Source organism: Kribbella sp. NBC_00709, from assembly GCF_036226565.1.
Lineage (GTDB): Bacteria > Actinomycetota > Actinomycetes > Propionibacteriales > Kribbellaceae > Kribbella.
Genome location: NZ_CP108996.1, coordinates 6536043 through 6559471 on the forward strand (window position 1 = coordinate 6536043; position 23429 = coordinate 6559471).

At 68.0% G+C, this 23429-nt stretch carries 21 protein-coding genes; 15 read left to right on the forward strand and 6 right to left on the reverse strand.

Annotation, left to right across the window (positions count from 1 at the left end; genetic code table 11):
* On the forward strand, positions 1-849 hold the full coding sequence (locus OHA18_RS31975; RefSeq protein WP_328999058.1) for a hypothetical protein: 849 nt from the start codon (positions 1-3) through the stop codon (positions 847-849).
* Here the strand turns inward: OHA18_RS31975 and OHA18_RS31980 are convergent.
* A complete protein-coding gene (locus OHA18_RS31980) occupies positions 833-1312 on the reverse strand; it encodes an NUDIX hydrolase (protein ID WP_328999059.1) in 480 nt (159 codons plus the stop codon). The two genes, OHA18_RS31975 and OHA18_RS31980, sit on opposite strands and share 17 nt — an antisense overlap.
* A 246-nt stretch (positions 1313-1558) precedes the next feature.
* Between OHA18_RS31980 and OHA18_RS31985 the strand changes: the two genes are divergently transcribed.
* The 3 genes from OHA18_RS31985 to OHA18_RS31995 all read left to right on the forward strand — a co-directional run bounded on the left by OHA18_RS31985 (position 1559) and on the right by OHA18_RS31995 (position 5309).
* The gene (locus OHA18_RS31985; RefSeq protein WP_328999060.1) at positions 1559-3310 is read left to right on the forward strand and encodes an extracellular solute-binding protein; all 1752 of its coding nucleotides are present in this window, start codon (positions 1559-1561) and stop codon (positions 3308-3310) included.
* A gap of 76 nt (positions 3311-3386) precedes the next feature.
* Entirely contained in the window at positions 3387-4322 is a 936-nt protein-coding gene (locus tag OHA18_RS31990) for a carbohydrate ABC transporter permease (protein WP_328999061.1), read from the forward strand.
* 3 nt (positions 4323-4325) lie between these two features.
* Entirely contained in the window at positions 4326-5309 is a 984-nt protein-coding gene (locus tag OHA18_RS31995) for an ABC transporter permease (protein ID WP_328999062.1), read from the forward strand.
* A 1-nt stretch (position 5310) separates the two neighbouring features.
* Here OHA18_RS31995 and OHA18_RS32000 read toward each other — a convergent pair whose 3' ends face one another.
* Positions 5311-6567 carry a polysaccharide biosynthesis protein gene (locus tag OHA18_RS32000; RefSeq protein ID WP_328999063.1) on the reverse strand — a complete coding sequence of 419 codons (1257 nt, stop codon included), beginning with the start codon at positions 6565-6567 and terminating at the stop codon, positions 5311-5313.
* Between the two features lie 94 nt (positions 6568-6661).
* On the opposite strand from OHA18_RS32000, the gene OHA18_RS32005 reads away from it, so the two are divergent.
* Positions 6662-9355 (forward strand): alpha-(1->3)-arabinofuranosyltransferase domain-containing protein, encoded by a 2694-nt coding sequence (locus OHA18_RS32005; RefSeq protein ID WP_328999064.1) that lies wholly within the window; start codon positions 6662-6664, stop codon positions 9353-9355.
* On the opposite strand, the gene OHA18_RS32010 is transcribed toward OHA18_RS32005, so the two are convergent.
* Both OHA18_RS32010 and OHA18_RS32015 read right to left on the reverse strand, forming a co-directional pair.
* On the reverse strand, positions 9244-10299 hold the full coding sequence (locus OHA18_RS32010) for an acyltransferase family protein (RefSeq protein ID WP_328999065.1): 1056 nt from the start codon (positions 10297-10299) through the stop codon (positions 9244-9246). The two genes, OHA18_RS32005 and OHA18_RS32010, sit on opposite strands and share 112 nt — an antisense overlap.
* A complete protein-coding gene (locus OHA18_RS32015) occupies positions 10296-11096 on the reverse strand; it encodes a class I SAM-dependent methyltransferase (RefSeq protein WP_328999066.1) in 801 nt (266 codons plus the stop codon). Before OHA18_RS32015 ends, OHA18_RS32010 begins: the two co-directional genes overlap by 4 nt.
* Positions 11097-11119: 23 nt before the next feature.
* Between OHA18_RS32015 and OHA18_RS32020 the strand changes: the two genes are divergently transcribed.
* Both OHA18_RS32020 and rpsA read left to right on the forward strand, forming a co-directional pair.
* On the forward strand, positions 11120-12007 hold the full coding sequence (locus OHA18_RS32020) for a phosphotransferase family protein (protein WP_328999067.1): 888 nt from the start codon (positions 11120-11122) through the stop codon (positions 12005-12007).
* A gap of 251 nt (positions 12008-12258) precedes the next feature.
* Positions 12259-13737: a 30S ribosomal protein S1 gene (gene rpsA, locus OHA18_RS32025; protein WP_325040627.1), complete on the forward strand. Its 1479-nt coding sequence runs from the start codon at positions 12259-12261 to the stop codon at positions 13735-13737.
* Between the two features lie 87 nt (positions 13738-13824).
* On the opposite strand, the gene OHA18_RS32030 is transcribed toward rpsA, so the two are convergent.
* A complete protein-coding gene (locus OHA18_RS32030) occupies positions 13825-14472 on the reverse strand; it encodes a hypothetical protein (protein ID WP_328999068.1) in 648 nt (215 codons plus the stop codon).
* Between the two features lie 33 nt (positions 14473-14505).
* On the opposite strand from OHA18_RS32030, the gene coaE reads away from it, so the two are divergent.
* From coaE to uvrB, 6 genes are all read left to right on the forward strand, one after another.
* Positions 14506-15114, forward strand: coding sequence for a dephospho-CoA kinase (gene coaE, locus OHA18_RS32035; protein WP_328999069.1), 609 nt, complete (start codon positions 14506-14508; stop codon positions 15112-15114).
* A 204-nt stretch (positions 15115-15318) separates the two neighbouring features.
* On the forward strand, positions 15319-16440 hold the full coding sequence (locus tag OHA18_RS32040) for a PrsW family glutamic-type intramembrane protease (RefSeq protein WP_328999070.1): 1122 nt from the start codon (positions 15319-15321) through the stop codon (positions 16438-16440).
* On the forward strand, positions 16437-17498 hold the full coding sequence (locus OHA18_RS32045) for a hypothetical protein (protein WP_328999071.1): 1062 nt from the start codon (positions 16437-16439) through the stop codon (positions 17496-17498). The genes OHA18_RS32040 and OHA18_RS32045 overlap by 4 nt, the downstream gene beginning before the upstream one ends.
* Positions 17495-18436 carry a hypothetical protein gene (locus OHA18_RS32050; RefSeq protein WP_328999072.1) on the forward strand — a complete coding sequence of 314 codons (942 nt, stop codon included), beginning with the start codon at positions 17495-17497 and terminating at the stop codon, positions 18434-18436. Before OHA18_RS32045 ends, OHA18_RS32050 begins: the two co-directional genes overlap by 4 nt.
* A 259-nt stretch (positions 18437-18695) precedes the next feature.
* A complete protein-coding gene (locus OHA18_RS32055) occupies positions 18696-19328 on the forward strand; it encodes a hypothetical protein (protein ID WP_328999073.1) in 633 nt (210 codons plus the stop codon).
* A 114-nt stretch (positions 19329-19442) separates the two neighbouring features.
* Positions 19443-21548 (forward strand): excinuclease ABC subunit UvrB, encoded by a 2106-nt coding sequence (gene uvrB, locus OHA18_RS32060; RefSeq protein ID WP_328999074.1) that lies wholly within the window; start codon positions 19443-19445, stop codon positions 21546-21548.
* A gap of 25 nt (positions 21549-21573) precedes the next feature.
* On the opposite strand, the gene OHA18_RS32065 is transcribed toward uvrB, so the two are convergent.
* Positions 21574-22470, reverse strand: coding sequence for a nitrilase-related carbon-nitrogen hydrolase (locus tag OHA18_RS32065; protein ID WP_328999075.1), 897 nt, complete (start codon positions 22468-22470; stop codon positions 21574-21576).
* 88 nt (positions 22471-22558) lie between these two features.
* Between OHA18_RS32065 and OHA18_RS32070 the strand changes: the two genes are divergently transcribed.
* Both OHA18_RS32070 and OHA18_RS32075 read left to right on the forward strand, forming a co-directional pair.
* A complete protein-coding gene (locus OHA18_RS32070) occupies positions 22559-22927 on the forward strand; it encodes a VOC family protein (RefSeq protein WP_328999076.1) in 369 nt (122 codons plus the stop codon).
* Between the two features lie 12 nt (positions 22928-22939).
* Complete coding sequence (locus OHA18_RS32075; RefSeq protein ID WP_328999077.1) at positions 22940-23299, forward strand: MmcQ/YjbR family DNA-binding protein; 360 nt, start codon at positions 22940-22942, stop codon at positions 23297-23299.
* Positions 23300-23429: the final 130 nt, after the last annotated feature.

Here is a 23429-nt window from a genome sequence, read left to right on the forward strand (position 1 = left end):
GTGCCCGAGCCGAACCGGCCGTTCCGCTGGGACCTGGTCCGGCCGGACCAGCTCGGCTCGATGCTCGACGGCGTCGAGCCGCCGCCGCTGTTCTTCCTGGACGGCCTGGTCGAGTGCGCGGCCCGGGTGCTGGCGCAGTGCGGCGACGGAGAGCTGTACTTCGTCGGCCGCTCCGTCGACAGCCTGTACGACCTGCTGAGCGGGGCCCTCGCAGATACCGGTTGGGCTTCCCGGCTGCACCCGCTCCCGCTGTCGCTGTACGGCCTCAGCGGGCAAGGGTTCAACGCCGCGGAGCTCCGCCAGCTCCGGACCAACCTGGCTGCGGAGGGGTTGGCGCCGGCCGAGCTGATGCGCGGCCGGCCGACGGTGTTCGTCGATCTCGTCTACCAGGGCTCCACGTTCGAGAACCTGTACGCCGTACTGCGTGACTGGATCGACGACGAGCATGCGCAATGGGACGTGATTCGTCGCCAGCTGCGCTTCATCGGGATCACCTGGCGGACCAAGACCAGCCCGAACACCTGGCGCTGGCAGCAGCATGCGGACCTTGCCGACGAGCTCCCGGCGGCCGCGATCCGCAATGTCTCGCTGGATGGGCGGCTGTGGTCGTACTTCGGTAACACCCAGCCGAAGACGGCCGAGTCGTTCCGCCGGACCCGGTGGTCGGACTCCGAGGTGGCCGAACCGCGGCGGGCGGAGGAGGCGCGGATGGCGCTCGCCGAGGCCGTTCAACTGGTCGCGGCCGCGCGGACCCCCGCAGTACGGCGCGCACTCGCCGACGAGCTCGGGCGGCAGCCGGCGATGAGCGAGCGTTGGTTGCGCGACCTGCAGGTCAGTCTGCGGAAGTGAGGTAGAGCGGCTGGTCGGTGGGGGAGAGGGCCCGCTGGAGCAGCATCAGGTCGGTTTCGCGCAGGGGTGGCAGGTCGGCGAGCGGCCACCAGCCGACGTCGACGGACTCGTCGTCGTTGACGCGGGCCTCGCCGCGGAGCGGGCGGCAGCGGAAGCACAGGTCGAGGAACTGGACCTGGTCGCCGTTCGGGTAGCTGGCCGGCGGGAACGACTCGACGCTGATCAGGCGCTCGACCGCGGCCTCGACCGCGGTCTCCTCGAAGATCTCCCGGACCAGGCCGACGGCCGGCTGCTCGCCGGGCTCGAGGATGCCGCCGATCAGCGCCCAGTTGCCGGTGTCCGCGCGCCGGACCAGCAGCACCTGGTCCTGGTCGTCGAGGACCACGCCGGTGAGGCCGGTGAGCCAGAGGAGATCGTGGCCGATCTTCGCGCGCAGCTCGAGGATGAACTTCGGGGTCGCCATGACCGGAACCCTATAGAACGCGCGCCCCGGGGGTTTCTTTCCGCAAGAAAGTCGGCCGGTCGAACGCAAGCGGTAAGCGTTTGCCGCGCAAGATACCGACAGTGACCGGCTGATCCCGGTCAGTGCCCGGCGAGGTCTTCCGTGGCATCGCTTTCTATGTCATTCTCCCGGACAAAGATCCGAGATCCTATCGGATATCGCTCTCGGATATTTCGTCTTTGTTCCGACCAGCCGCCAGGAGGAACCATGCCGAACGACGACGCGCGCCCTGGAGTCAGCCGTCGATCACTCATCGCGGGGGCACTCGGCCTGACCGCCGCAACCGCCGGCGGCGGCCTGCTCAGTGGGTGCAGCAGCAAGAGCAATGCGAGCGGCGCGGCCGCGGGCGCCGGCGAGGCCGCCCCCAGCGTGACCCTCGGCTCGAAGCTGGCCTCCGTGCAGTACCCGGAGGGGTACGTCGGGCCGGTCGCCCGCACGCTGAAACCGCTCACCACCGAGAAGGTCACCTTCAAGATCGTCGTCCAGCAGGACGTGACGATCGGGGACTGGAAGACCAACGCGTTCACCAAGTGGCTGGAGCAGAAGACCGGGGTCCACGTCGAGTGGAGCCAGATCGGCGGCACCGACGACGACGTGATGACCAAGGTCAACGCGATGATCGCGGCCGGCGACATCCCGGACGCCTTCCTCGGCATCGGGTTCACCCGGTCGCAGCTGTTCCTGTACGGCGCCCAGGGTCTGTTCGCCGACGTGGGCCAGCACATCGACGCCTATGCGCTGAACCTGCAGCAGGCGATGAAGGACTACCCGGAGACGCGCAAGCTGATCCAGGCGCCGGACAAGAAGATCTACTCGTTCCCGGGGATCAACGACTGCTTCCACTGCCGGGCCATCGACGGCCGGGCCTGGCTGAACGTCGACTGGATCAAGCAGGTCGGCCTGGCGATGCCGAAGACCACCGACGAGTTCCGCGAAGTACTGCGGGCCTTCAAGAAGGCGGATCTGGCCGGCAACGGCAAGACCATCCCGTTCGCGGGCTACAACGACGCTCCCATCGACCCGTTCTTCATGAACGCGTTCCTCTACGATCCGGGCGAGCCGTGGCTGGTGGTCAAGGACGGCAAGGTCGACGTCGCGTTCGACAAGGACGAGTGGCGCGAGGGCCTGAAGTACGTGAACGGCCTCTACAAGGAAGGGCTGATCAGCCGGGACGTCTTCACCGCCGACGGCGACCAGTTGAAGCGGTACGGCAACGCGCCGGGCAAACCGCTGATCGGCGGCGCCCGGTCGAACTACTGGGGCAACTTCCTCGACATCGATCAGAAGGACCCCAACGCCCGCTGGCGTCAGTACGAGGCCTGCCCGCCGCTGAAGGGTCCGAACGGCGTTCAGTACGCCGCCTGGGACTACCTCACCGTCGGGGTCGAGGTGGCACACCTGGTGATCACGAAGAAGTGCGCCAAACCGGACCTGCTGGTCCAGTGGGCCGACGCGCAGTACGAGCTGGAGGCGATCCTGCGCGGGTACGGCGGCCCGAAGTTCGCCTGGGCGAAGAAGGGCGACCTGGGGATCAATGGCAAGCAGGCGGTCTACGGCTTCGACGCGACCTGGAACTCGCAGAAGAACCTCAACTGGGGCCAGGACAACCCGATGTATCGCTCCCAGGACTTCCGGTTGGGCGAGCGGGTGCTACCGGGCGACCTGACCTTCGAGAAGCCGCTCTACGAGCAGACCAAGGAGCGCTTCTTCCCGCTCAAGCAGCCGCAGGAGATGCAGTTCCCGCCGGTGACCCTGGACCAGGACCAGGCCGCGCAGGAGGCCGAGCTGAAGACGAACCTCAAGGGCGAGGTGAACCAGTCGTTCGCGAAGTTCCTCACCGGGCAGCTCGACCCGAACGACGACGGCGCCTGGAACGACTACAAGGACCGGGTCAGCAAGATCGGCGTGAAGCCGTACCTCGAGCTGCAGCAGGCCGCCTACGAGACGTACAACGCATGAGCGAGCGAAGCGAGCTCATCAGAAAGCACAGCGCGTCTCGTGTCTCATCCGCGCCCGGAGCGAAGCGAGGACGTGGATGAGCGCGGGAACTCTGCCGCCGGACGAGACGCGGCTGGCGGTCGGCGCGTCGATCCAGGACACCCGCGGCGACAAGATCGCGATGGCCTGTATCTACACCGCGCTCGGTCTCTTCTGCCTGGCGATCCTGTACCCGCTGATCTACGTCCTCAGCGCCTCGGTCAGCAACACCAGGAAGGTGTCGGCCGGCGAGGTCTGGCTGTGGCCGGTCGGTTTCACCCTGGACGCCTACCGGGCGATCTTCGATTACAAGGCGATCGTCAGCAGCTTCGGCAACTCGGTGTACTACGCGGTCGCCGGGGCGCTGGTGGCGACGGTCCTCACGCTGCTGGCGGCGTACCCGCTGTCCCGGAAGGGTTTGCCGGGCAAAGGCATCATCATGGGCGCGTTCGTGTTCACGATGATGTTCAACGGCGGCCTGATCCCGACGTACCTGGTGGTGGATCAGCTCGGACTGCTGAACACGCGCTGGGCGATCATCCTGCCGACCGCGCTGGCGGTCTGGAACGTGATCATCACCCGGACGTACTTCATGGTGACGATCCCGGAGGAGCTGGTCGAGGCCGGGAAGGTGGACGGCTGCAGCGACTTCAGCTTCTTCTGGCGCGTCGTGCTGCCGTTGAGCAAGCCGATCATCGCGGTGAACCTGCTGTTCTATGCGGTCGGGCAGTGGAACTCGTTCTTCAACGCGCTGATCTATCTGACCAACGAGAACCTGTTCCCGTTGCAGGTGGTGCTGCGGCAGATCCTGATCCAGTCCAAGGTCGACCCGTCCCAGATGCAGGACACCAGCAAGTTGCTGCAGATGCAGGAACTCCAGCAGCAGCTGAAGTACTCGCTGATCGTGATCGGGATGATCCCGCCGCTGCTGGTGTACCCGTTCGTGCAGAAGCACTTCGTCAAGGGAGCCATGGTCGGCTCCTTGAAGGGATAGCGCATGGCGACCTCGACAGAAACTCGTTCGACCGTCCGGTCCGCCACTCACAAGCGGACCCGGACCGCGAAGAACGCGGTCGGGCTGGGGCTGCGGATGCGCCGCAACTGGCAGCTGTACGCGATGCTCGCGCTACCGCTGATCTGGCTGGCGGTCTTCGCCTACTGGCCGATGTACGGCGTGATCATCGCGTTCAAGGACTACAACGTGGTGCAGGGGATCTGGGGCAGCCCGTGGGCCGGGATGAAGTACTTCGACCGCTTCGTGGAGTCGTACCAGTTCTGGCGGCTGATCAAGAACACCGTGTACCTGCACGTCTACGAACTGGTGGCGACGTTCCCGTTGCCGATCGTCCTCGCGCTCTGCCTGAACACCGTCCGGAAGAAGTGGTTCAGCCGGACGACGCAGCTGATCACCTACGCACCGCACTTCATCTCCACCGTGGTCGTGGTGGGTCTGCTCGTCGTGCTGACCAGCCCGAACACCGGGGTGACGAACAAACTCATCGGCCTGTTCGGCTTCGGCCCGGCCAACCTGATGGGTGACTCGTCGATGTTCCGGCATCTCTATGTCTGGTCCGGGGCGTGGCAGACGATGGGTTTCGCCGCGATCATCTACCTGGCCGCGCTGACCAGTGTGCCGCCGGAGCTGCACGAGGCGGCGATCGTGGACGGGGCGTCGCGGTTGCGGCGGATCTGGCACATCGACCTGCCGGCGATCGTGCCGGTGGCGGTGATTCTGCTGATCCTCGACATCGGCAGGATCCTGTCCGTCGGGTTCGAGAAGGTGCTGCTGATGCAGAACAGCCTGAACCTCGACGTCGCCGAAGTGATCGACACCTACGTGTACAAGATCGGTCTGGCGTCGGCGGTGCCGCAGTTCAGCTATGCGACCGCGATCGGGCTGTTCAGATCGGTGATCGGGTTGGTGCTGCTGGTGCTGGCGAACACCTTCGCCCGCCGCTTCGCCAAGTCGAGTCTGTGGTGAGCTAGGGCGTGTCGCTCGCCTGGCGGTGGAGTCCGGTTGCCAGGCCGGCGGAGAGCAGGAGTGCGCAGGTGCTGGTCATCGCGGCCAGCACCTTCGCGCCGTTCAGGCCGGTGGCAGTGTCTGTGCCGAGCACGATCCCGGCCGCCACGGCGAGCACGACCAGCCCGATCCAGATCCCCAGCGCGGCGCGTTTCTCCTGTTGCGCGATCGCGGCGTACACGACCAGCTGCAGTACGGCGTACGCGGAGCCGGCAACGGCGAACAGCCAGGTGTACGGGCCGAGTGGGGCGTACTTCTCCTTGCCGCCGATGACCTCGACCACGATGCCCGGCAGGATCAACGTCCCGACGACCGCGCACACGCCCAGGCCCGCAACGGCCAGGATCGCGCGCCGCAGCCGGACCGTGTCGCCGGGTGAGTTGGCCAGCGACGGGAACACCAGCACGATGACGAACTGCGGCAGGAACAGACAGGCCTTGGCGATGATCAGGCCGGCCGCGTAGTACCCACTGTCCTTCTCGTCGAGCAGCGCGCGGGCGAACAGCACGTCCGCGTTGGCCAGCGCGAAGAAGGCGAGCAGTGTGTGCGTGCCGTGCACGGACTCCCGCAGTACGTCCTTGACCTGCTGGCTGGTCGAACCACTCGATCCGCGGAGGAAGAACTGGCCCAGCAACGCCGGTACGGCGGCACCGAGCGCGAGACCGGCCATAGCCCAGTCGAGCGAGGGGTGGATGAGCAGTGCGCCGCCGCCGAGCACCAGTCGGCCGATCCCGGTGGAGAAGTAGACGGCAGCCAGCTCGGTCCAGCGGTGGCTGCCCTGCAGGATTCCGAGCTGCGAACCCATCAGGGTCAGGCCGCCCAGGGTCGGAGCGAGCAGCAGGATCGCGACGACCGAGTCGATGTGGAGCAGCCACATGAACAGCGGCGTCAGTACTAGGCAGACAACGGTGAGTCCGAGAGCGGACCGACGGCCGGCGCGCAGCATTGCGTCGGCCAGCGCGGCTGAGCCGTCCCCGGTGTGCGTGGCGAGCTGACGAGCACCGGCGGCCTGCAGACCGAGTGACGCGACGTTGCCGATGAGCAGCAGACCCAGCAGTGCGGTGATCGCTCCGAACTGCTCCGGCATCAGCCGGCGGGAGCCGATCAGCGTGAACCCGTAGGCGGCCACATTCATGATCGCCATCGCGACCGCGACCACCGTGGCACTGCGCAGGAAGGCACTGCGGGGCGCCTGGGGTTGGGTGGTGCCCGACGTCATTCTGCGCTGCCTCGGATCGCTGGGTGACATTGCCGACCTCACGGTACGGCAACGATGCCGTTCCTAAGCCGCCGGATCCGTTAATGTCCCGCCGGTGAGGAGGCTGAAAGCAGGCAGTTCGGAGCAGGTGGTCTGGCGGGCGAGGCTCGTGCTGGGCTGCCTGGCTCTGGTGGCCCTGTGCTTCCAGCAGGCTCCGGGCAAGATCCTCGCGGACAGCAAGGTCGAACTGACGGCGGCGCCCGGCCGGTTCTTGTCGCGCGCCCTCCACCTGTGGGACCCGCACACTGCCTTCGGTCAGGTGCAGAGCGACGCCTTCGGCTACCTCCTGCCGATAGGTCCGTTCCACTGGCTGCTGGACGCGCTGTCCGTACCGGACTGGATCATTCAGCGCCTGTGGTGGTCGCTCGTCCTCTGCGTCGCCTTCCTCGGTATCTGGAAGCTCTGCAACGTCCTGCAGTACGGCGTGCCGTGGACGCGCTTCGCCGTCGCACTGCTCTACGCGCTCGTGCCGCGGGTGTTCGGTGAGCTCCCCATCGAGGTGTGGCCGATGGCCATGGCCCCGTGGGTCCTACTGCCACTCGTCTCACCCCGTGCTCGCTCTGGCTGGTCACGAGCCAGTTGGTCGGCTGTAGCGTTCGCACTCATCGGTGGCGCGGACCCGGTCGCCGGCGTCGCGACCCTCGTCGTACCGGCGATCTGGCTGGTTAGTCGGCAGAAGCTGAAGCTCGCACTGGGCTGGCTCGGCTTCGTGGTGGCCGCGTCGATCTGGTGGCTGGTACCGCTCGCGCTGCTCCTCCAGTACGGCGCTGCGCCGCCCGGTCCGCGCTGGCTGCCGGTGATCGGCGTGGTCATCGGACTGCCGCTCGCACTCGCTGCGGCGCACTACCTGCCCCGCTTGGCCGGCTTGTCGGTGTCCCGCGGCATCCACCGCCGCGTCGTACCGGCTGCGGTCGTATGCCTGGCGGTGGCTGCCGCCGCGCCCGTGGTCCTGATACGACCAGACGGAGCGTCCGCTGCGATCCCGGCGCACTGGAATGCGGCGGCAGCGTGGCTGGACGACCAGACGGCACCAGGAAGTGTGCTGCTCCTGTCCAGCACGACCGAACCGCTCACAGCTCTGGTGACGCGACCGATGGCCGCGCTGACGGATGACGTGGAGCGCCGCGTCGACTCCGGTGTCGGCGACCAGACGCTGCGGCAGGAGCTCAATCACGACGGCGTTCGGTACGTCGTGGTGCGCAATGACCTCGGGGACACGCTGGCGATCCACGAGAGTCTGGCCGACGCCGGCATCGGGCGGGTCGCGTACTTCGGCCCAGCCGGCCAGACCACCGTCCCGTACCCGAGCGTGGAGATCTACGACGTCGGAGCGACCACACCGGGGCGACTGATCCCGCGGTCCCGGCTCGTCGCGGTCGATGGCACCGCAGACGACGTACCGACCGTTGTGACAGCGCTCGACGGGAGTGGGAGCGCCGTACTGCGAGCGGACGCCGCGGGCAAGCTCGATGGGCTGCCGCTGATCGAGACCGACGTACGCGCGCAGCCTGTCGACCAGCAGCCGAGCGCAGTGGTGTTGCGGAGTCAGCAAGTCGGGCGCTCCGGCTGTCTGCACGTCGGAGTACGGGCGCTGTGCAGCCCGGACCAGGCTCGGAGTGCGGACGACCCGAACGGCCTGTCCAGGACGGTGGAGTTGCCGCAGGCCGCGTCGTACGAGCTGCGGGGTACGGCGTTGCCGAAGGACGGTGACGCGCTCGAGCGGCTGCTGCCGGTGCCCGGTGCGATCACCGCGACGGCGTCCTCGCGGGCGGTCACGGCGCCGGAGGGCCGGCCGGGTGCGGCCGTCGACCGCGATCCCGGCACCGGCTGGCTCGCGGATCCCGACGACGCGACTCCGAGCCTGACCCTGAAGTTGCCGGCGGCAAGGGATGTGCGCGGGCTGCGCTTCCAGTCCGACACCTATCTGGAGGGCTCGCGGCCGGCCGAGGTCAGGCTGCACTTCGATGGCGGCGTGCCGATCCGGGCCACGGTCGACGCGGACGGGTACGTCCAGATCGCGGCGCGGCACGTGCAGACCATCGAGATCGACTTCACCGCGACGAAGCCGGTGCAGGACGCCAAGCGGAGCCCGGTCGGGGTGACGGAGGTGACGGTGCTCGGTGCGGACGAGCTGCGCAAGGCCGTCGATCCGGACCGCCACGTCGCGTCGTACTGCGGGAACGGACCGACCGTCCGCATCGACGGCGTACCGGCGCGGACGCAGGTCGAGGCGACCATGCGGGATCTGCTGCAGCGCAGGACGGTGCCGTTCAGCCTGTGTGAGGCGACGTCGGTCGCACTGAGGTCAGGGAGCCATCACGTCGAGGTGCTGGCGGGTGGTGGCCTCGTGCCGGTCGAGACCGCGCTGGTCAAGGCCGGGTTCGGCGATGTGTCTGTGACGCCGGTGCAGGGTGTGGACGTGTGGCGGCCGAACCCGACCGAGCTGACCGTCGAGGTGCCGGACGCGGACGACCAGTCCGTGCTGGCGATCGCGCAGAACTACAACGAGGGCTGGGAGGCGTACGACAGCACCGGCCAGAAGCTGACCCCGATCCGGATCGGCGGGTGGCAGCAGGGTTGGGTACTGCCGGCCGGACCCGAGCAGGTGGTCACGGCCAGCTTCATGCCGGCTCGGGGCTACCGCGCCGGGCTGCTGCTCGGACTGGTCGCCCTGCTGGCGGTCCTGGCTACCGCGGTGTTCTTCCGGCGCACACCGAGGCGCATGACCGGCCGCTCGATCAGGCGGTAGCTGGCGGCTGCGAGCACCACCGCGCCGACCAACGTCACCGGCAGCTGTACTGCGAACGGTCCGCGCAGCAGGCCCAGTACGACGAACCCGTACACCACCACGCCGTACGAGAGTCGTGCACCGATCTGCGCCGGGCGCCCACCCAGCACGCGGACTGTCCTCGCGGAGGGCATCAGGATCGGGAAGAGCACACATGCGACGACAACGGTGTAGAGCAGGCTCTTGAGCAGTGCCTGCGCCGGCGTGGGAGCGGAGTCGTCGTACGGACCGGCTAGCGGGGTGGCAGCGATCAGTAGGAGAGCTGCGGCGACTCCCCAGAGCGTCCCGGGGACTCTGGTCAGTGCGTCGAGTGCGGATGGTCCGAGTCGACCTGTTGCGCGGGCGACCTGCCAGAGCGCCAGACCCATGCCGACCGCGAACCAGCCGAGGTACCCGGGGAGCCAGAGGCCCGCCTCTGAGTGATCGGTTGCGGTGACCGCTGCCATCCAGACCGGTCCGAGCACGGTCAGAGCGAGCAGTACGAGGAGGCGCCAGCGGACACTGCGTCGAGTCGGTCGCTCGTAACCGGTGAGCAGCCTGCCTAGTCCTGGGAGCAGCAGGTAGAACGGCAGCGGCGTCAGTACGGCCCACCGGAGATACGTGGTCGCTGGATGTGGGACGAAGACGATCGACAGTGCCACGGTGACCAGCAACGCCGGGAGGATCCGGAGTGCACGGCCACGCAGGTAGGTCAGTGTGAGCGGCGGCTCGGTGGCCGAGAACCATGCGAGGACATGCGGCCGGTAGAGCAGGAAACCGGAGATCGCGCAGAAGATCGCCCAGCCGACGTCCAGCCGGGACACGAGACCGGCGAGCGGCGCGTGCGTATGCAGGCCGACCTGTGCGGTCACCACTGCGAGCGCGGCGATCGCTCGCAGCCCGTCCACTGCTGGGAATCGGGTCATGCGCTCGGCGCCTTGTGTGCGGTCCAGATGGCCGTCCCGGGGACGTACGGCCCGCGTTCGGGGCCCCAGCCGCCCCAGATCAGGTCGTGCCCGGCCGGCCACTCCGGTTCGAGCAGGTCATCCACGATGAAGCCGGCGCCGGTCAGCTCGCGGATCCAGTCACCGGTCGTGCGGTGGTGCTCGGCGTACACCGGCGTACCGGACTCGTCGACCTCGACGTACGGCGTCCGGTCGAAGTACGAGTGGGTGATGCGCAGACCGTCCGGCGAGGGGTCGTCGGGCATCGTCCAGCGGAACGGGTGGGTCACCGAGAACACCAGCAGCCCACCTGACTTCAGCACGCGCTCCAGCTCGCGGAACGCCGTACCGACGTCGGCAACGAAGGGGAGCGCGCCGAAGGCCGAGCAGGCGATGTCGAAGGTGCTATCGGCGTACGGCAGCGCTACGGCGTCCGCGGCGACAGTGCGGACCGTCGTACCGGTCCGGGCATCGAGCTCCTGGGCGATGCGGAGCTGCTCGAGAGAGATGTCGAAGGCAACCACATCGGCGCCCTGGCCGACCAGCCACCGGGAGCACTGGGCCGCGCCGCAGCCGACTTCGAGGATCCGCTTGCCCCGGACCGGCCCCAGCAGCTGTGCCGACTCTTCGTCGACCCCCTCCGGGGACCAGATGAACCTGTCGTCGCCGAGGAAGTCGCCGTGCTCCTTCAGGTACTCATCAGCCGCCGAGTCCCAGTAGGTACGACTGGCCCGCGAGGTCTCCACCTCGGTCAGTTCCACCCGTACCGGCCTGTTCACCCCGCACACTCTAGGTTGAAACCATGAGCGACTTCGCCGCTAGTGCCGTTCCGTTGCCAGGCGGTTATCAGGGCCAGACCTACGCGGTCAGTGCGGGCGGAGAGGACGCCGTACTGAAGCTCTACGTGAAGGACCCTGGGCGGGCCGCCGTGGACGCGGCGCTGCTCCAGCTGGTGCGTGGACTGCTGCCGGTGCCGCGCATCCTCGACGTGAAGCGGGAGGGGGCGCCGGACGATCCGCCGTACCTGCTGACCGAGCGGCTGCCGGGGGTGAACCTGGCGGTCTACCTGGCGACGGCCGGGGCGGACGAGCGGCGGCAGGTGGGGCAGCAGTTGGGGGAGTTGCTGACGCGGTTGAGCGGGATGCCGTTCCGCTCGTTCGGGCTGTTCCGCGATGGTGACCTGGGGATCGAGCCGCTCCGCGGGGACCTGGACCAGTACGTCGACAGCCTGGACCTGGGGATGACGCCGGAGCAGCGGGCCGGTCTGGGGAGTGTGATCGATCACGCCGAGGACCTGCTGGCCGAAGGCGTCGAGCGATTCTGCCTGGTGCACAGCGACTTCAACCCGAAGAATCTGCTGGTGGACCCGAAGACGGTGCGGATCACCGGTCTGATCGACTGGGAGTTCTCCCATGCTGGGTCGCCGTACGCCGACCTGGGGAACCTGCTCCGGTTCTGCACGGACCCGGTGCTGGCCCGGCCCGTCCTGGACGTACTGCGGGGGAGCGGGCTGCTGCCGGGGAACGCGCTTGTCGACCGGGGCCGGGCGGCCGATCTGTGGGCGCTCCTCGACCTCTCCACGCGGGCGGCCGACCACGAGATCGCGGCGGCCGCACACCGGCTGGTCTTCCGAATGGCGGACACGGGAGACCTGTCCGCAGGCCGTCCGGACCTGGAGGTCGTACTCTGAGTTCAATGGCACGTCGGGAGACCTCGGCGGGCGCCCGGTCGGCACCGGGTGCCCCAGGTTGTGCTGCCTCCGTGAAGACCGGTATTCTGTCAGATGCGCTATGGGCCCGCGCGACCTCGGACCGAGCAGGCTCGTGACTCGCAGCAGTCGGTGGTGAATCTGTCGTCTTCAGGCAATCCCGCGGTTTGGTGCGATCCAAAGGTTCATGACGCAACCGCACGACACCACCAGTCCACGGAGCAACCCACCACATGACGGCCAGCATCGAGGCTCCCCTCGACCCAGCAGTACGCACCACCCCGCAGGTAGCGGTCAATGACATCGGGTCGGAGGAAGACTTCCTCGCGGCGATCGATCAGACCATCAAGTACTTCAACGACGGCGACATCGTTGAAGGGACCATCGTCAAGGTCGACCGGGACGAGGTTCTCCTCGACATCGGTTACAAGACCGAAGGCGTCATCCCCTCCCGCGAGCTGTCGATCAAGCACGACGTCGACCCGAACGAGGTCGTCAACGTCGGCGATCACGTCGAGGCCCTGGTTCTCCAGAAGGAGGACAAAGAAGGCCGTCTGATCCTCTCGAAGAAGCGCGCCCAGTACGAGAAGGCCTGGGGCACGATCGAGAAGATCAAGGAAGAGGACGGCGTCGTCACCGGCACCGTCATCGAGGTCGTCAAGGGTGGTCTCATCCTCGACATCGGCCTCCGTGGCTTCCTGCCGGCCTCGCTCGTCGAGATGCGCCGGGTCCGCGACCTCCAGCCGTACGTCGGCCAGGAGATCGAGGCCAAGATCATCGAGCTGGACAAGAACCGCAACAACGTGGTCCTGTCCCGCCGGGCGTGGCTGGAGCAGACGCAGTCCGAGGTGCGGATGAACTTCCTCACCCAGCTGCAGAAGGGCCAGATCCGCAAGGGTGTCGTCTCCTCGATCGTCAACTTCGGTGCGTTCGTGGACCTCGGCGGCGTCGACGGTCTGGTGCACGTCTCGGAGCTGTCCTGGAAGCACATCGACCACCCGACCGAGGTGGTCGAGGTCGGCCAGGAGGTCACCGTCGAGGTGCTGGACGTCGACATGGACCGCGAGCGCGTCTCGCTGTCGCTGAAGGCGACCCAGGAAGACCCGTGGCAGCAGTTCGCCCGGACCCACCAGATGGGCCAGATCGTGCCCGGCAAGGTCACCAAGCTGGTTCCGTTCGGTGCGTTCGTCCGCGTGGAGGAGGGCATCGAGGGTCTGGTGCACATCTCCGAGCTGGCCGAGCGGCACGTCGAGATCCCGGAGCAGGTCGTCCAGGTCAACGACGACGTCATGGTCAAGATCATCGACATCGACCTGGAGCGGCGCCGGATCTCGCTGTCGCTCAAGCAGGCCAACGAGGGTGTGGACCCGGTCTCGGACGACTTCGACCCGACGCTCTACGGCATGACGGCGACGTACGACGACCAGGGCAACTACATCTACCCGGAGGGCTTCGACCCGGAGACCGGCGAGTGGCTCGAGGGCTTCGACGCTCAGCGCGAGGAGTGGGAGCGGCAGTACGCCGAGGCCCACACGCGCTGGGAGGCCCACAAGAAGCAGATCGAGGACGCCAAGACGGCGGACGTGGAGGCCGGCGAGGCCTCGACGTACTCCTCGGCTGCTGCCCCGAAGGACGACGCGCCCGTCGAGGGTGCGCTCGCTTCCGACGAGGCGCTGCAGGCGCTCCGCGAGAAGCTGACCGGCCAGGGCTGATCCAGCTGACCGGAAAGTAGCTCCGGCACCACCACGAGACCCCCCGCGCCACCAGGTGCGGGGGGTCTCGTGCTGCTTCCCTGGTTTTCAGTCGTAGGGGCGGCGGATGCGGGGTTTGCCCAGGTCGGTGCCCCACTGGCCGCGGCCTTCGCCTTTGAGGCGCATCTTCAGTTCCATCACGTGTGCGCGGGCGCCGCTCGCGGAGAAGAAGCCGATCCGGTACGGCTCGTTCGGGGCGCCCGCCTCCCAGGCCGGCACCTGCTGTTCGCCGTACCGCACCAGGCGGACCGGTGGGTCTTCGCCCGCCCGGATCCGGGCCGCGTCCTGGGCGCAGGCCGGCACCTTCCTGGTCGCGCCGTTGCGTGGCGTCCAGACGACGTCCCGCGCGGCCGGTCCGTGCTGCGGGTTGAAGAAACACGGCGTACGGCGCTCCGGCAGCGGATCGCCCGCGACCCGGGCGCGGACACACGCCAGCGCGTAGCGGCCCGCGGTCAGGGTGTCCACGATCGCGCTGATCGATTCGAACGAGCTCAGCCGGTCGACCAGCCGCTCGGCGGTCTCGTACGCGTCGAGAGCGGTCTGATAGTCGTGCCGAGTCTCCGCATCCAGCGCATTGCCCTCGAGGAGCTCACCGAAGCGCGTCAGCTCCTCCCCGAACTGAACGACGTCCTCTTTGGCCATCACCCGGACGTGTGTCAGCTCCTGCGCATCCTGACGCCGTCGCCACCACCCCATACGCCATGGTAGGGGCCTCGATAGGGTGCTGGCGTGCTGAGAGTGGGACTGACTGGCGGGATCGGGGCCGGCAAGAGTGCGGTGTCGTCGCGACTGGCCGCGCGGGGCGCCGTGGTGATCGACTCCGACGTACTCGCTCGGGAGGTGGTCGCGCGGGGGACCGATGGGCTGTCCGAGGTGGTTGCGGCGTTCGGTCCCGGCGTACTGACGGCCGACGGTGACCTGGATCGGCCGGCGCTCGGCAAGATCGTGTTCGGCGACGAGACGGCCCGGCGGAAGCTGGAGGCGATCGTCCATCCGCGGGTCCGCGCCCGGGCCGCCGAGATCGAGCAGCAGGCGCCGGCGGACGCGGTCGTGGTGCACGACATCCCGTTGCTGGTCGAGACAGGCCAGGCGGGCCGGTTCGACGTCCTGCTCGTGGTCGACGTACCGGTCGAGGTGCAGGTGCAGCGGCTGACGGCGCACCGCGGAATGTCTGACGAGGAAGCGAATCGGCGGATCAGCAGTCAGGCGTCCCGGGAGGACCGGCTGGCGGCCGCGGATGTGGTCGTGGACAACTCCGGCAGCCTCGACGACCTGGACCGCCGCATCGACCAGGTGTGGGAACAACTCGCAGGCCACGGTCCGGACACGAAAAGGTGACCCTTGCGCGGTAAATGATGAATCCGGGACCGGCTGTACAAGAATCTGTCCCGGCTCGGCCCGGGGTGACTCCTGCGGCCGGCCACCGACGGCGCGCCCCGCGCCGGTCCGGACGTCCGAAGTAGGGAGGATGGCGTGGTGTGTCCGCGCTGCAGCTCTGACGTCCCCGAGGTCTCGCATTTCTGCCACCACTGTGGCAACGACATGCGTACCGGGGATGCCGAGCGCAAGAAGGCGTACGCCGCCAGGCCGGATGAGCCGGTGGCGTCGTTCAAACTGGTTTCGACGATCATGCCGCAGGGGTCCGGCCAGCAGCCGTACACCTACAAGGTCGCACTGGGCATCGCCCTGCTGCTGACCGTGGTGACAGCGGCGCTCGGCGCGCTGCCGGTGGCGATCATGATCGCGGCCTTCGCCGTCCCGATCGTCTACATCATCTACTTGTACGACGTGAACCTCTGGGAGGACGAGCCGATCCCGGTGGTCGCCGCGGCCTTCGTGCTGACCGGCGTACTCGCGGCCGTCTTCACCTGGCTGTGGAAGGACAAGCTGGCGCTCTCGCTGGACACCATCGGCGGCAACAGCGCCGGTCCGTCCGGGCGGGACCTGCTGATCCTGCTCCTGCTGGTGCCGGTGGTGTCGGAGCTGATCCGGCAGATCGGCCCGCTCTACCTGGCCTCGCGGCCCCGCTACGACGACCTCATGGACGGCTTCACGTTCGGTGTGGTCGCCGGTGTCGGCTACGCCTGCTTCGAGACACTGGTGCTGCACTGGGGCTGGATCAGCGGCGGCTTCGCCGGTCCGGGCAGCAGCGCCGGCACATGGATCTCGATCGTGCTGCTGCACGGCTTCATCAAGCCGCTGGTGTACGGCTCGGCGACCGGGCTCGCCGGTGCGGAGTTCTCCGGCCTCGGCGAGGGGTACGACGGGTTCACGCCGCGCTGGGTGTTCGGTCTGCTCCAGGCGATGGTGGTCAACGCGCTGTTCCAGGGCGGTGTCTACCTGCTCGGTTTCGTCGGCGGCCACGGCTCGACCATCGGCTCGATCCTCGGCGTGGTCTGGGGCCTGCTGCTGCTCGGCGCACTGATCATCCGGGTGCGGACCGTGCTCCACAAGGGCCTGCTCGAGGCGGCGCTGGAGTCGGCCGCCCGGGGTGGTTCCAACCACGCATCGGGCGACCTGGCGTTCTGCTCGCGCTGTGAGATGCCGCTGCTTCCGCACTCCGACTTCTGCTCCGCCTGCGGCAACTCGGTGCGATCCGTGCCGAAGTCCGCTCGTGGAGTGGCAGCACCGACCGCCGCGACGACTGGGGAGACGCAGGCATGAGCAACCAGCAACCGCCGTACGGCGGTGGCCAGGGCGGACAGCAGCCGTACGGAAACCAGCCGGGCCAGCCCGGTGGTCAGCCTGGTCAGCAGGGCCAGCCTGGTTACGGCCAGCCGCCGCAAGGGCAGCCGGGGTACGGCCAGCCACCGCAGGGACAGCCCGGCTACGGGCAGCAGCCGTCGCCTGGGTACGGGCGTCCGCAGCAGGCCCCACCGGGCTACGGCCAGCCGGGTCAGCCTGGTCAGGCGCCGTACCCGCAGCAGGGTCAGCCGCAACAGGGTCAGCCTCAGCAGGGCCAGCAGGCCTATCCGGGGCAGCAGCACCCAGGGCAGCAGGGCTACCCGGGCCAGCAGCAGTACCCAGGTCAGCAGCAGTACCCGGGTCAGCAGCAGTGGGGCGGCCCCAGTCAGCCGTCGCGGCGCAAGAGCAGTGGCGGCAAGACCCTGCTGATCGCCGGCGGTGCGTTCGCTGTGGTCGCGGTCATCGGCGTCGTACTGGCGCTGGTCTTCAAGGGCGGCGACGACGACAAGGCCGACCCGTCCCCGACGCCGACCACTCAGCCGACGACCGGCCAGAGCACCGAGCCGACGAACGTCGACGAGGGCATCGAGGTCGGCCAGGGCGTGTTCGTGAAGCCCCAGCCGGGCTACATCCGCAAGAGCATCGACGGGTTCGACGGTGTGTACCTGCTGAAGCAGGGCGAGGCTTACTTCATGGTCAACGCCTGGAAGGCCGAGGCCGGTGAGACCACGGACACCGTGCTGCCGAAGCTGCTGAGCGCCGAGACCAAGGACCTGTCCTCGGTGAAGACCGGCGACCCGAAGGTGACCAAACCGGGTCCGGACGACAAGACCCCGGTCAAGGTCGTCACCACCCAGAACTTCGACGCGATCTCCAGCAGCCAGAACGGCAGCATCCCGGTGGTCGGCTTCGTCGGCGTGATCGAGCGCAACGACGGCGTGATCACGATCATCCGGGTGTACGGGCGCAAGGACAAGGTGGCGTCGATCCGCACGGACTCGGACGCGATGCTCGTGTCGGTGGTCAAGAGTCAGTGAGCGGAAAGCGCGACAAGAGTTCCCCCGGCAACCCCTGGGTCAACCAGCCCGGGCCGGAGCCGGACGACGTCGAGCCGGAGGAACAGCTCCCGCCGTCGCCGTGGGATCTCGAGGTGCCACCGCCACCGTCGCCCTGGGGCGGCGGTGGCGCGCCGGGACCGGGTCCGGGACAAGCTCCCGGTCCGGGGCCCGGTGCAGGTCCTGGTCAGAGCCTTGGGCCGGCGACTGAGACGTCGTCGGCGTGGGGTGAGAACGTCGGGCCGCCGTCGCTGCGGCGTCCCCCGCCGGAGAAGAAGAGCGGCTTCCGGATCCCGCCGCTGCTGATCCCGGTCGGCGCCGGGCTGATCGTGGTCGCGCTCGTGGCCGTCGCCCTGGTGCTGCTGTCCGGCGGTGGCGACGACAAGGCCGATCCGACACCCAGCACGTCGGGTACGCCGGTCGGTACGCCGACCGGGCCGACCGCGTCGTACCAGCCGCCGCCGAACGCGATCGCGGTCGGATTCGGCGTCTCGATCGTCCCGGTCCAGGGCTGGAGCCTGTTCACGAAGGAGACCCAGGGCAAGCAGGTCGCGACCTATCCGCCGAACGACAACCTCCACGCGCGGGCCTTCCTGTGGGTGCGCCAGAAGCAGAACGTCACCGCGAAGGCGTACCTGCTGGGGATCATCGAGGGCGAGACCGAGGAAGAGGTCGCGCAGCTCGGCAACGTGCGGAACCTGCCGTGCCCCAAGGACGTCTTGGTGGAGTGCGTCGCGATCGACTACACCTCCACGGCCAAGGAGAACGGCGTGGACGTGAAGGTCCAGGGCTCCGTCGAGGTGTACCGGCGCAAGGACAACGTGGTCACCGCGCTGGACTTCCGGACCCGCGTCGACTTCGCCCAGAAGGCCGAGGCCGACGCCGCGATCATGAAGAAGTCCGTGATCGACAGCCTGTGACGAACCACCGGAACTACCGCGAGGAAACGTTATGAGTCAGCAGTACGGTCCGCCTCCGGGTCCACCGCCCGCGCCCGCTCCTGGCGGCTGGGGTTCCGCGCCGCAGGGTCAGCAGGGTCGTCCGGGTCAGCAGGGTACCCCGGCAGTTGGTGGTTGGGGTTCGGGCGGTGCTGGTGGTGCTGGTGGTCCCGGTAGCTGGGGTCCGGGGCCGGCGCGGCCGAACCATCCGCCGAAGTCGAACCGGACGCAGTGGATCATCATGGCCGGTGCGATCGTCGCGGTGCTGCTGGTCGCGACCGGTGTCGTGCTGCTGGTGAACGGCAGCGGCAAGGACAAGCCGGTGAGTCAGCAGACGCCGGACCCGGTCGGCACGCTGTACACGCCGTCGCCGACTCCGACGCCGAACGACTCCAAGGGACCGAACGACGCCGGTGTCGAGGTCGGCTGGGGGATCTGGTTCACCCCGTCCAAAGGCTGGCTGCCGGACTGGGACAAGTCGAAGAGCGGGAAGAACTACATCCTGCAGCAGTTCAGCGCGCGCGGGCTGATCGACGGGTACTACTGGGTCCGCCAGACCGAGCTGTACAACGCCAAGACCTTCGCCGAGCACCTGGTCGACGTCGAGTCGAACGGCATGCTGGGCGTCAAGATCGGCAGCGGGGTCGCGTGCAAGCCGGCCAACCCGAACATCACCGCCTGCTACGCCCTGTCGTACACCGGCGTCTGGGTAGGCAAGAACGGCGCCAAGGTCGCGATGAAGGGCTTCGTCACCGCCTACCAGGACAAATTCAACCGAGTAACCGCCACCGACGCAGCCCTGGAAACCCGCGTCTACCAACGCCGCGTCAACGAACTCATCTACATGAACAACAGCGTGGTCAAAAGCTTCTGACCCCACCCCCGACGCCGGCGGGGCCCTCCGCTCACCACCACCCGCCGAGCGGAGCGAGGCGGGTGTTTTTTGGGGTTTTTAGAAACTGTCGGCGGCGGACCGTACGGTAGAGGCATGAGACAGGTCTCGGATCTCCAGCGTATGGTCGCCCCGTTGAAGGTGGTGTCGGACTTCGATCCGGCGGGTGACCAGCCGGCCGCGATCGCGGACCTCGAGCGGCGGATCAACGCCGGCGAGCAGGACGTGGTGCTGCTCGGCGCCACCGGTACGGGTAAGACCGCGACCATCGCCTGGCTGGCCGAGAAGATCCAGCGCCCGATGCTGATCCTCCAGCCGAACAAGACCCTGGCCGCCCAGTTCGCGACCGAGCTCCGGCACTTCTTCCCGGAGAACGCCGTCGAGTACTTCGTGTCGTACTACGACTACTACCAGCCCGAGGCGTATGTCCCGCAGACGGACACCTACATCGAGAAGGACTCCTCGATCAACGAGGAGGTCGAGCGGCTGCGGCACTCCGCGACCTGGTCGCTGCTGACCCGCCGCGACGTGGTCGTGGTCGCGACCGTGTCCTGCATCTACGGCCTGGGCTCCGCCGACGAGTACCTGAACCGCATGATCCACGTGAAGGTCGGCGCCGAGATGGACCGCGACGGCCTGCTCCGCCAGCTGGTCGGCGTGCAGTACGCGCGCAACGACCTGGCCGGCACCCGCGGCACGTTCCGGGTCCGCGGCGACACCCTCGAGGTCTTCCCGGTGTACCAGGAGCTCGCCGTCCGGGTGGAGTTCTTCGGCGACGAGATCGAGCGCGTGATGACGCTGCACCCGCTGACCGGTGAGGTGATCTCCGAGGAGGACGAGGTCTACATCGGCGCCGCGACCCACTACGTGACCGCGCCGGAGCGGATGGAGCGCGCGATCACCTCGATCGAGGCGGAGCTGGAGGGGCGGCTGGCCGAGCTCGAGCGCAACGGGCAGCTGCTGGAAGCACAGCGGCTCCGGATGCGTACGACGTACGACATCGAGATGATGCGTCAGATCGGGACCTGCTCGGGCATCGAGAACTACTCGCGGCACACCGACGGCCGTGAGCCCGGGACGGCGCCGCACTGCCTGCTGGACTACTTCCCCGAGGACTTCCTGCTGGTCATCGACGAGTCGCACGTCACCGTCCCGCAGATCGGCGGGATGTACGAGGGCGACATGTCCCGCAAGCGGACCCTGGTCGAGCACGGGTTCCGGCTGCCGTCGGCGATGGACAACCGGCCGCTGCGCTGGGAGGAGTTCCTGGAGCGGATCGGCCAGACCGTCTACCTGTCCGCGACCCCGGGGCAGTACGAACAGGACAAGTCCGACGGGTTCGTCGAGCAGCTCATCCGGCCGACCGGGCTGATCGACCCCGAGGTCATCGTGAAGCCGACCAAGGGCCAGATCGACGACCTGATCCACGAGATCCGGTTGCGGGTCGAGCGCGACGAGCGCGTCCTGGTCACCACGCTGACCAAGAAGATGTCCGAGGACCTCACCGACTACCTGCTGGAAATGGGCATCCGGACCAGGTATCTGCACAGCGAGGTCGACACCCTGCGCCGGGTCGAGCTGCTCCGCGAGCTGCGGATGGGGGAGTACGACGTCCTCGTCGGTATCAACCTGCTGCGTGAGGGCCTCGACCTGCCGGAGGTGTCGCTGGTCGCGATCCTCGACGCGGACAAGGAAGGCTTCCTGCGATCGGGGCGTTCGCTGATCCAGACGATCGGCCGCGCCGCGCGCAACGTGTCCGGCCAGGTGTTCATGTATGCCGACAAGATCACCCCGTCGATGGAGCAGGCGATCGACGAGACCAACCGCCGCCGCGCGAAGCAGATCGCGTATAACGAGGCGAACGGCGTCGACCCGCAGCCGCTGCGGAAGAAGATCGCCGACATCACCGACATGCTGGCCCGCGAGGACGCCGACACCGCCGAGCTGCTGGGCTCCGGCCGCAACCAGTCCCGCGGCAAGGCACCGGTCCCCGGTGGTGGCAAGGCGAAGGCCGGCGAGAAGGCGAAGGAGCTGGCCGGCGGCCTGCCGTCGTCCGATTTGGCCGACCTGATCCAGCAGCTCACGGACCAGATGCACAACGCCGCCGCGGAGCTCCAGTTCGAGGTCGCCGCCCGCTATCGCGACGAGATCTCCGAGCTGAAGAAGGAGCTCCGCCAGATGACCAACGCCGGCGCCAAATAGCCCGCCTCGTCGTACGCCGGACCTCTCAGCCCCGGCGTACGACGGTGTGGACTGTGTGGCGTGGCGTCTCGTCGACGGTCAGCGTGAAGATGTCCGGCCGCGCGTAGTGCCCGACGGAGTCGAAGTCGAAGTAGCCCCGATCCAGCTCGGCCAGATCGAGCTCGGCGACCAGCACGCCTTCCGCGCCGCGCAGCGGTCCGGCGAGGATCTCGCCGAGCGGGGAGATGATCGTGCTGCCGCCGTTGATGAGAACGGTGGCGCCGTCGGTCAGGTATTGGTTGGCGCTGATGACGAAGCACCGGCCTTCGAGGGCGATGTGGCGCATGGTTGCCTGCCACTGGTCGCGATGGTCGACCGTTGGCGCGCACCAGATCTGCACCCCCTTCGCGTACATGGACTGCCGGAAGAGCGGCATGTAGTTCTCCCAGCAGATCGCCGCGCCGAGGACACCAACCTCGGTCTGGACGGCGGGCATCGTCGACCCGTCGCCCTGTCCCCACAGGTACCGCTCCGCCGCGGTCGGCATCAGCTTGCGGTGATGCGCCACCAGCCCGGCGTGCGGGTCGACGAACACGGCCGTGCAGTAGAGGGTGCCGCCGTCTCGTTCGATGACGCCGGCGACCAGGTGGACGTCGAGCTCCGCCGCCAGCTCAGCCAACCGGTCGGTTTCGGGTCCGTGGAGTTGTACGGCGGCCTCGCGGTAGCGCCGGAACAGCTCGCGTCCCTCCGGTGATCGCGCCCCCACGGTGATCCCGAAATCGGAGCCCTTCGGGTAACCGCCGAGCAACGCCTCCGGCAGCACGATCAACCGGGCACCGGCCGCGGCTGCCGCCCGGATGTGCTGCTCCGCGTTGACCAGCGTCGCGGGCGTGTCGAAGAGCGTGGACCCGGCCTGAACCGCAGCGACCACAACAGAACCCATGCCGAGCAGCGTACGACGGGGTCGCACCGGTCGTGGTTGTCCGTGGCGAGCGTTACTGTGCGGGTGCAGGGACATCAGGGGAGGAAGCATGCTCGACCACGTGTCAGTGCAGTGCGACGATCTCGGCGCCGCTCGGCAGTTCTACGAGACGGTGCTGAGCCCGCTCGGGATCACGGTGAACATGGACTTCGGCGACGTGCTCGGCATGTCCGGGAGCGACGGCGTACCGAAGTTCTGGCTGGGGAAGCAGACCACGGGTGGGAAGCAGCGCGAGATTCATCTCGCGTTCACCGCGTCGAGCCGCTCGATCGTCGACACCGTGCACCGGGCCGCGCAGAAGCTCGGAGCCGAGGTGCTGCACGAGCCGAAGGAGTGGCCGGAGTACCACCCGGGGTACTACGCCGTGTTCATGCGCGATCCCGACGGCAACAACGTCGAGGTCGTCTCTCACAGCTGACGGAGGCCTGCGATGGCGCGGATGAACGGGGACGACCTCCTCGAGTACTGCCTGGCGAAGCCGGGCGCGTGGCAGGACGAGCCGTGGGACGGGGACGTCGTCGCGAAGGTGGGCGACAAGATCTTCGCGTTCCTCGGCAGCGGCGGTGGCGTCGGGCTCAAGTGCGGCGCCAACCGGGAGGAGGCCGACGAGTTGGTGGACACCTACCCGGACGACGTCAGCAAGATGGCCTACATCGGCCGCTCCGGCTGGAACTCCGTGCGGCTCGGAGGAGCGGTGCCGGACGACGAGATCCAGGAGCTGGTCGACACGTCGTACGAGACGATCGTGGCGAAACTCCCGCGGAGCAAACGCCCAGTAGCCGGCAACTGATCACTCGTTGCAACTATTCCCTGAACTGACTGTGATCATTTCGACAGCCAGACACGGGGTCCCGGATTTGGAGACTTCGACGTTCACCCGTCACAATGAGGGTGGAGAAGGGGAGTATTCCTTCGCGGCG

What these genes read in the sequence shown, in the direction of transcription:
- OHA18_RS31980 (WP_328999059.1), bottom strand. Translation starts at nt 1,312, where the DNA reads ATGGCGACCCCGAAGTTCATCCTCGAGCTGCGCGCGAAGATCGGCCAC.
- OHA18_RS31985 (WP_328999060.1), top strand. Translation starts at nt 1,559, where the DNA reads ATGCCGAACGACGACGCGCGCCCTGGAGTCAGCCGTCGATCACTCATC.
- OHA18_RS31990 (WP_328999061.1), top strand. Translation starts at nt 3,387, where the DNA reads ATGAGCGCGGGAACTCTGCCGCCGGACGAGACGCGGCTGGCGGTCGGC.
- OHA18_RS31995 (WP_328999062.1), top strand. Translation starts at nt 4,326, where the DNA reads ATGGCGACCTCGACAGAAACTCGTTCGACCGTCCGGTCCGCCACTCAC.
- OHA18_RS32000 (WP_328999063.1), bottom strand. Translation starts at nt 6,567, where the DNA reads ATGACGTCGGGCACCACCCAACCCCAGGCGCCCCGCAGTGCCTTCCTG.
- OHA18_RS32010 (WP_328999065.1), bottom strand. Translation starts at nt 10,299, where the DNA reads ATGACCCGATTCCCAGCAGTGGACGGGCTGCGAGCGATCGCCGCGCTC.
- OHA18_RS32020 (WP_328999067.1), top strand. Translation starts at nt 11,120, where the DNA reads ATGAGCGACTTCGCCGCTAGTGCCGTTCCGTTGCCAGGCGGTTATCAG.
- rpsA (WP_325040627.1), top strand. Translation starts at nt 12,259, where the DNA reads ATGACGGCCAGCATCGAGGCTCCCCTCGACCCAGCAGTACGCACCACC.
- OHA18_RS32030 (WP_328999068.1), bottom strand. Translation starts at nt 14,472, where the DNA reads ATGGGGTGGTGGCGACGGCGTCAGGATGCGCAGGAGCTGACACACGTC.
- OHA18_RS32040 (WP_328999070.1), top strand. Translation starts at nt 15,319, where the DNA reads ATGCGTACCGGGGATGCCGAGCGCAAGAAGGCGTACGCCGCCAGGCCG.
- OHA18_RS32045 (WP_328999071.1), top strand. Translation starts at nt 16,437, where the DNA reads ATGAGCAACCAGCAACCGCCGTACGGCGGTGGCCAGGGCGGACAGCAG.
- OHA18_RS32055 (WP_328999073.1), top strand. Translation starts at nt 18,696, where the DNA reads ATGGCCGGTGCGATCGTCGCGGTGCTGCTGGTCGCGACCGGTGTCGTG.
- uvrB (WP_328999074.1), top strand. Translation starts at nt 19,443, where the DNA reads ATGAGACAGGTCTCGGATCTCCAGCGTATGGTCGCCCCGTTGAAGGTG.
- OHA18_RS32065 (WP_328999075.1), bottom strand. Translation starts at nt 22,470, where the DNA reads ATGGGTTCTGTTGTGGTCGCTGCGGTTCAGGCCGGGTCCACGCTCTTC.
- OHA18_RS32070 (WP_328999076.1), top strand. Translation starts at nt 22,559, where the DNA reads ATGCTCGACCACGTGTCAGTGCAGTGCGACGATCTCGGCGCCGCTCGG.
- OHA18_RS32075 (WP_328999077.1), top strand. Translation starts at nt 22,940, where the DNA reads ATGGCGCGGATGAACGGGGACGACCTCCTCGAGTACTGCCTGGCGAAG.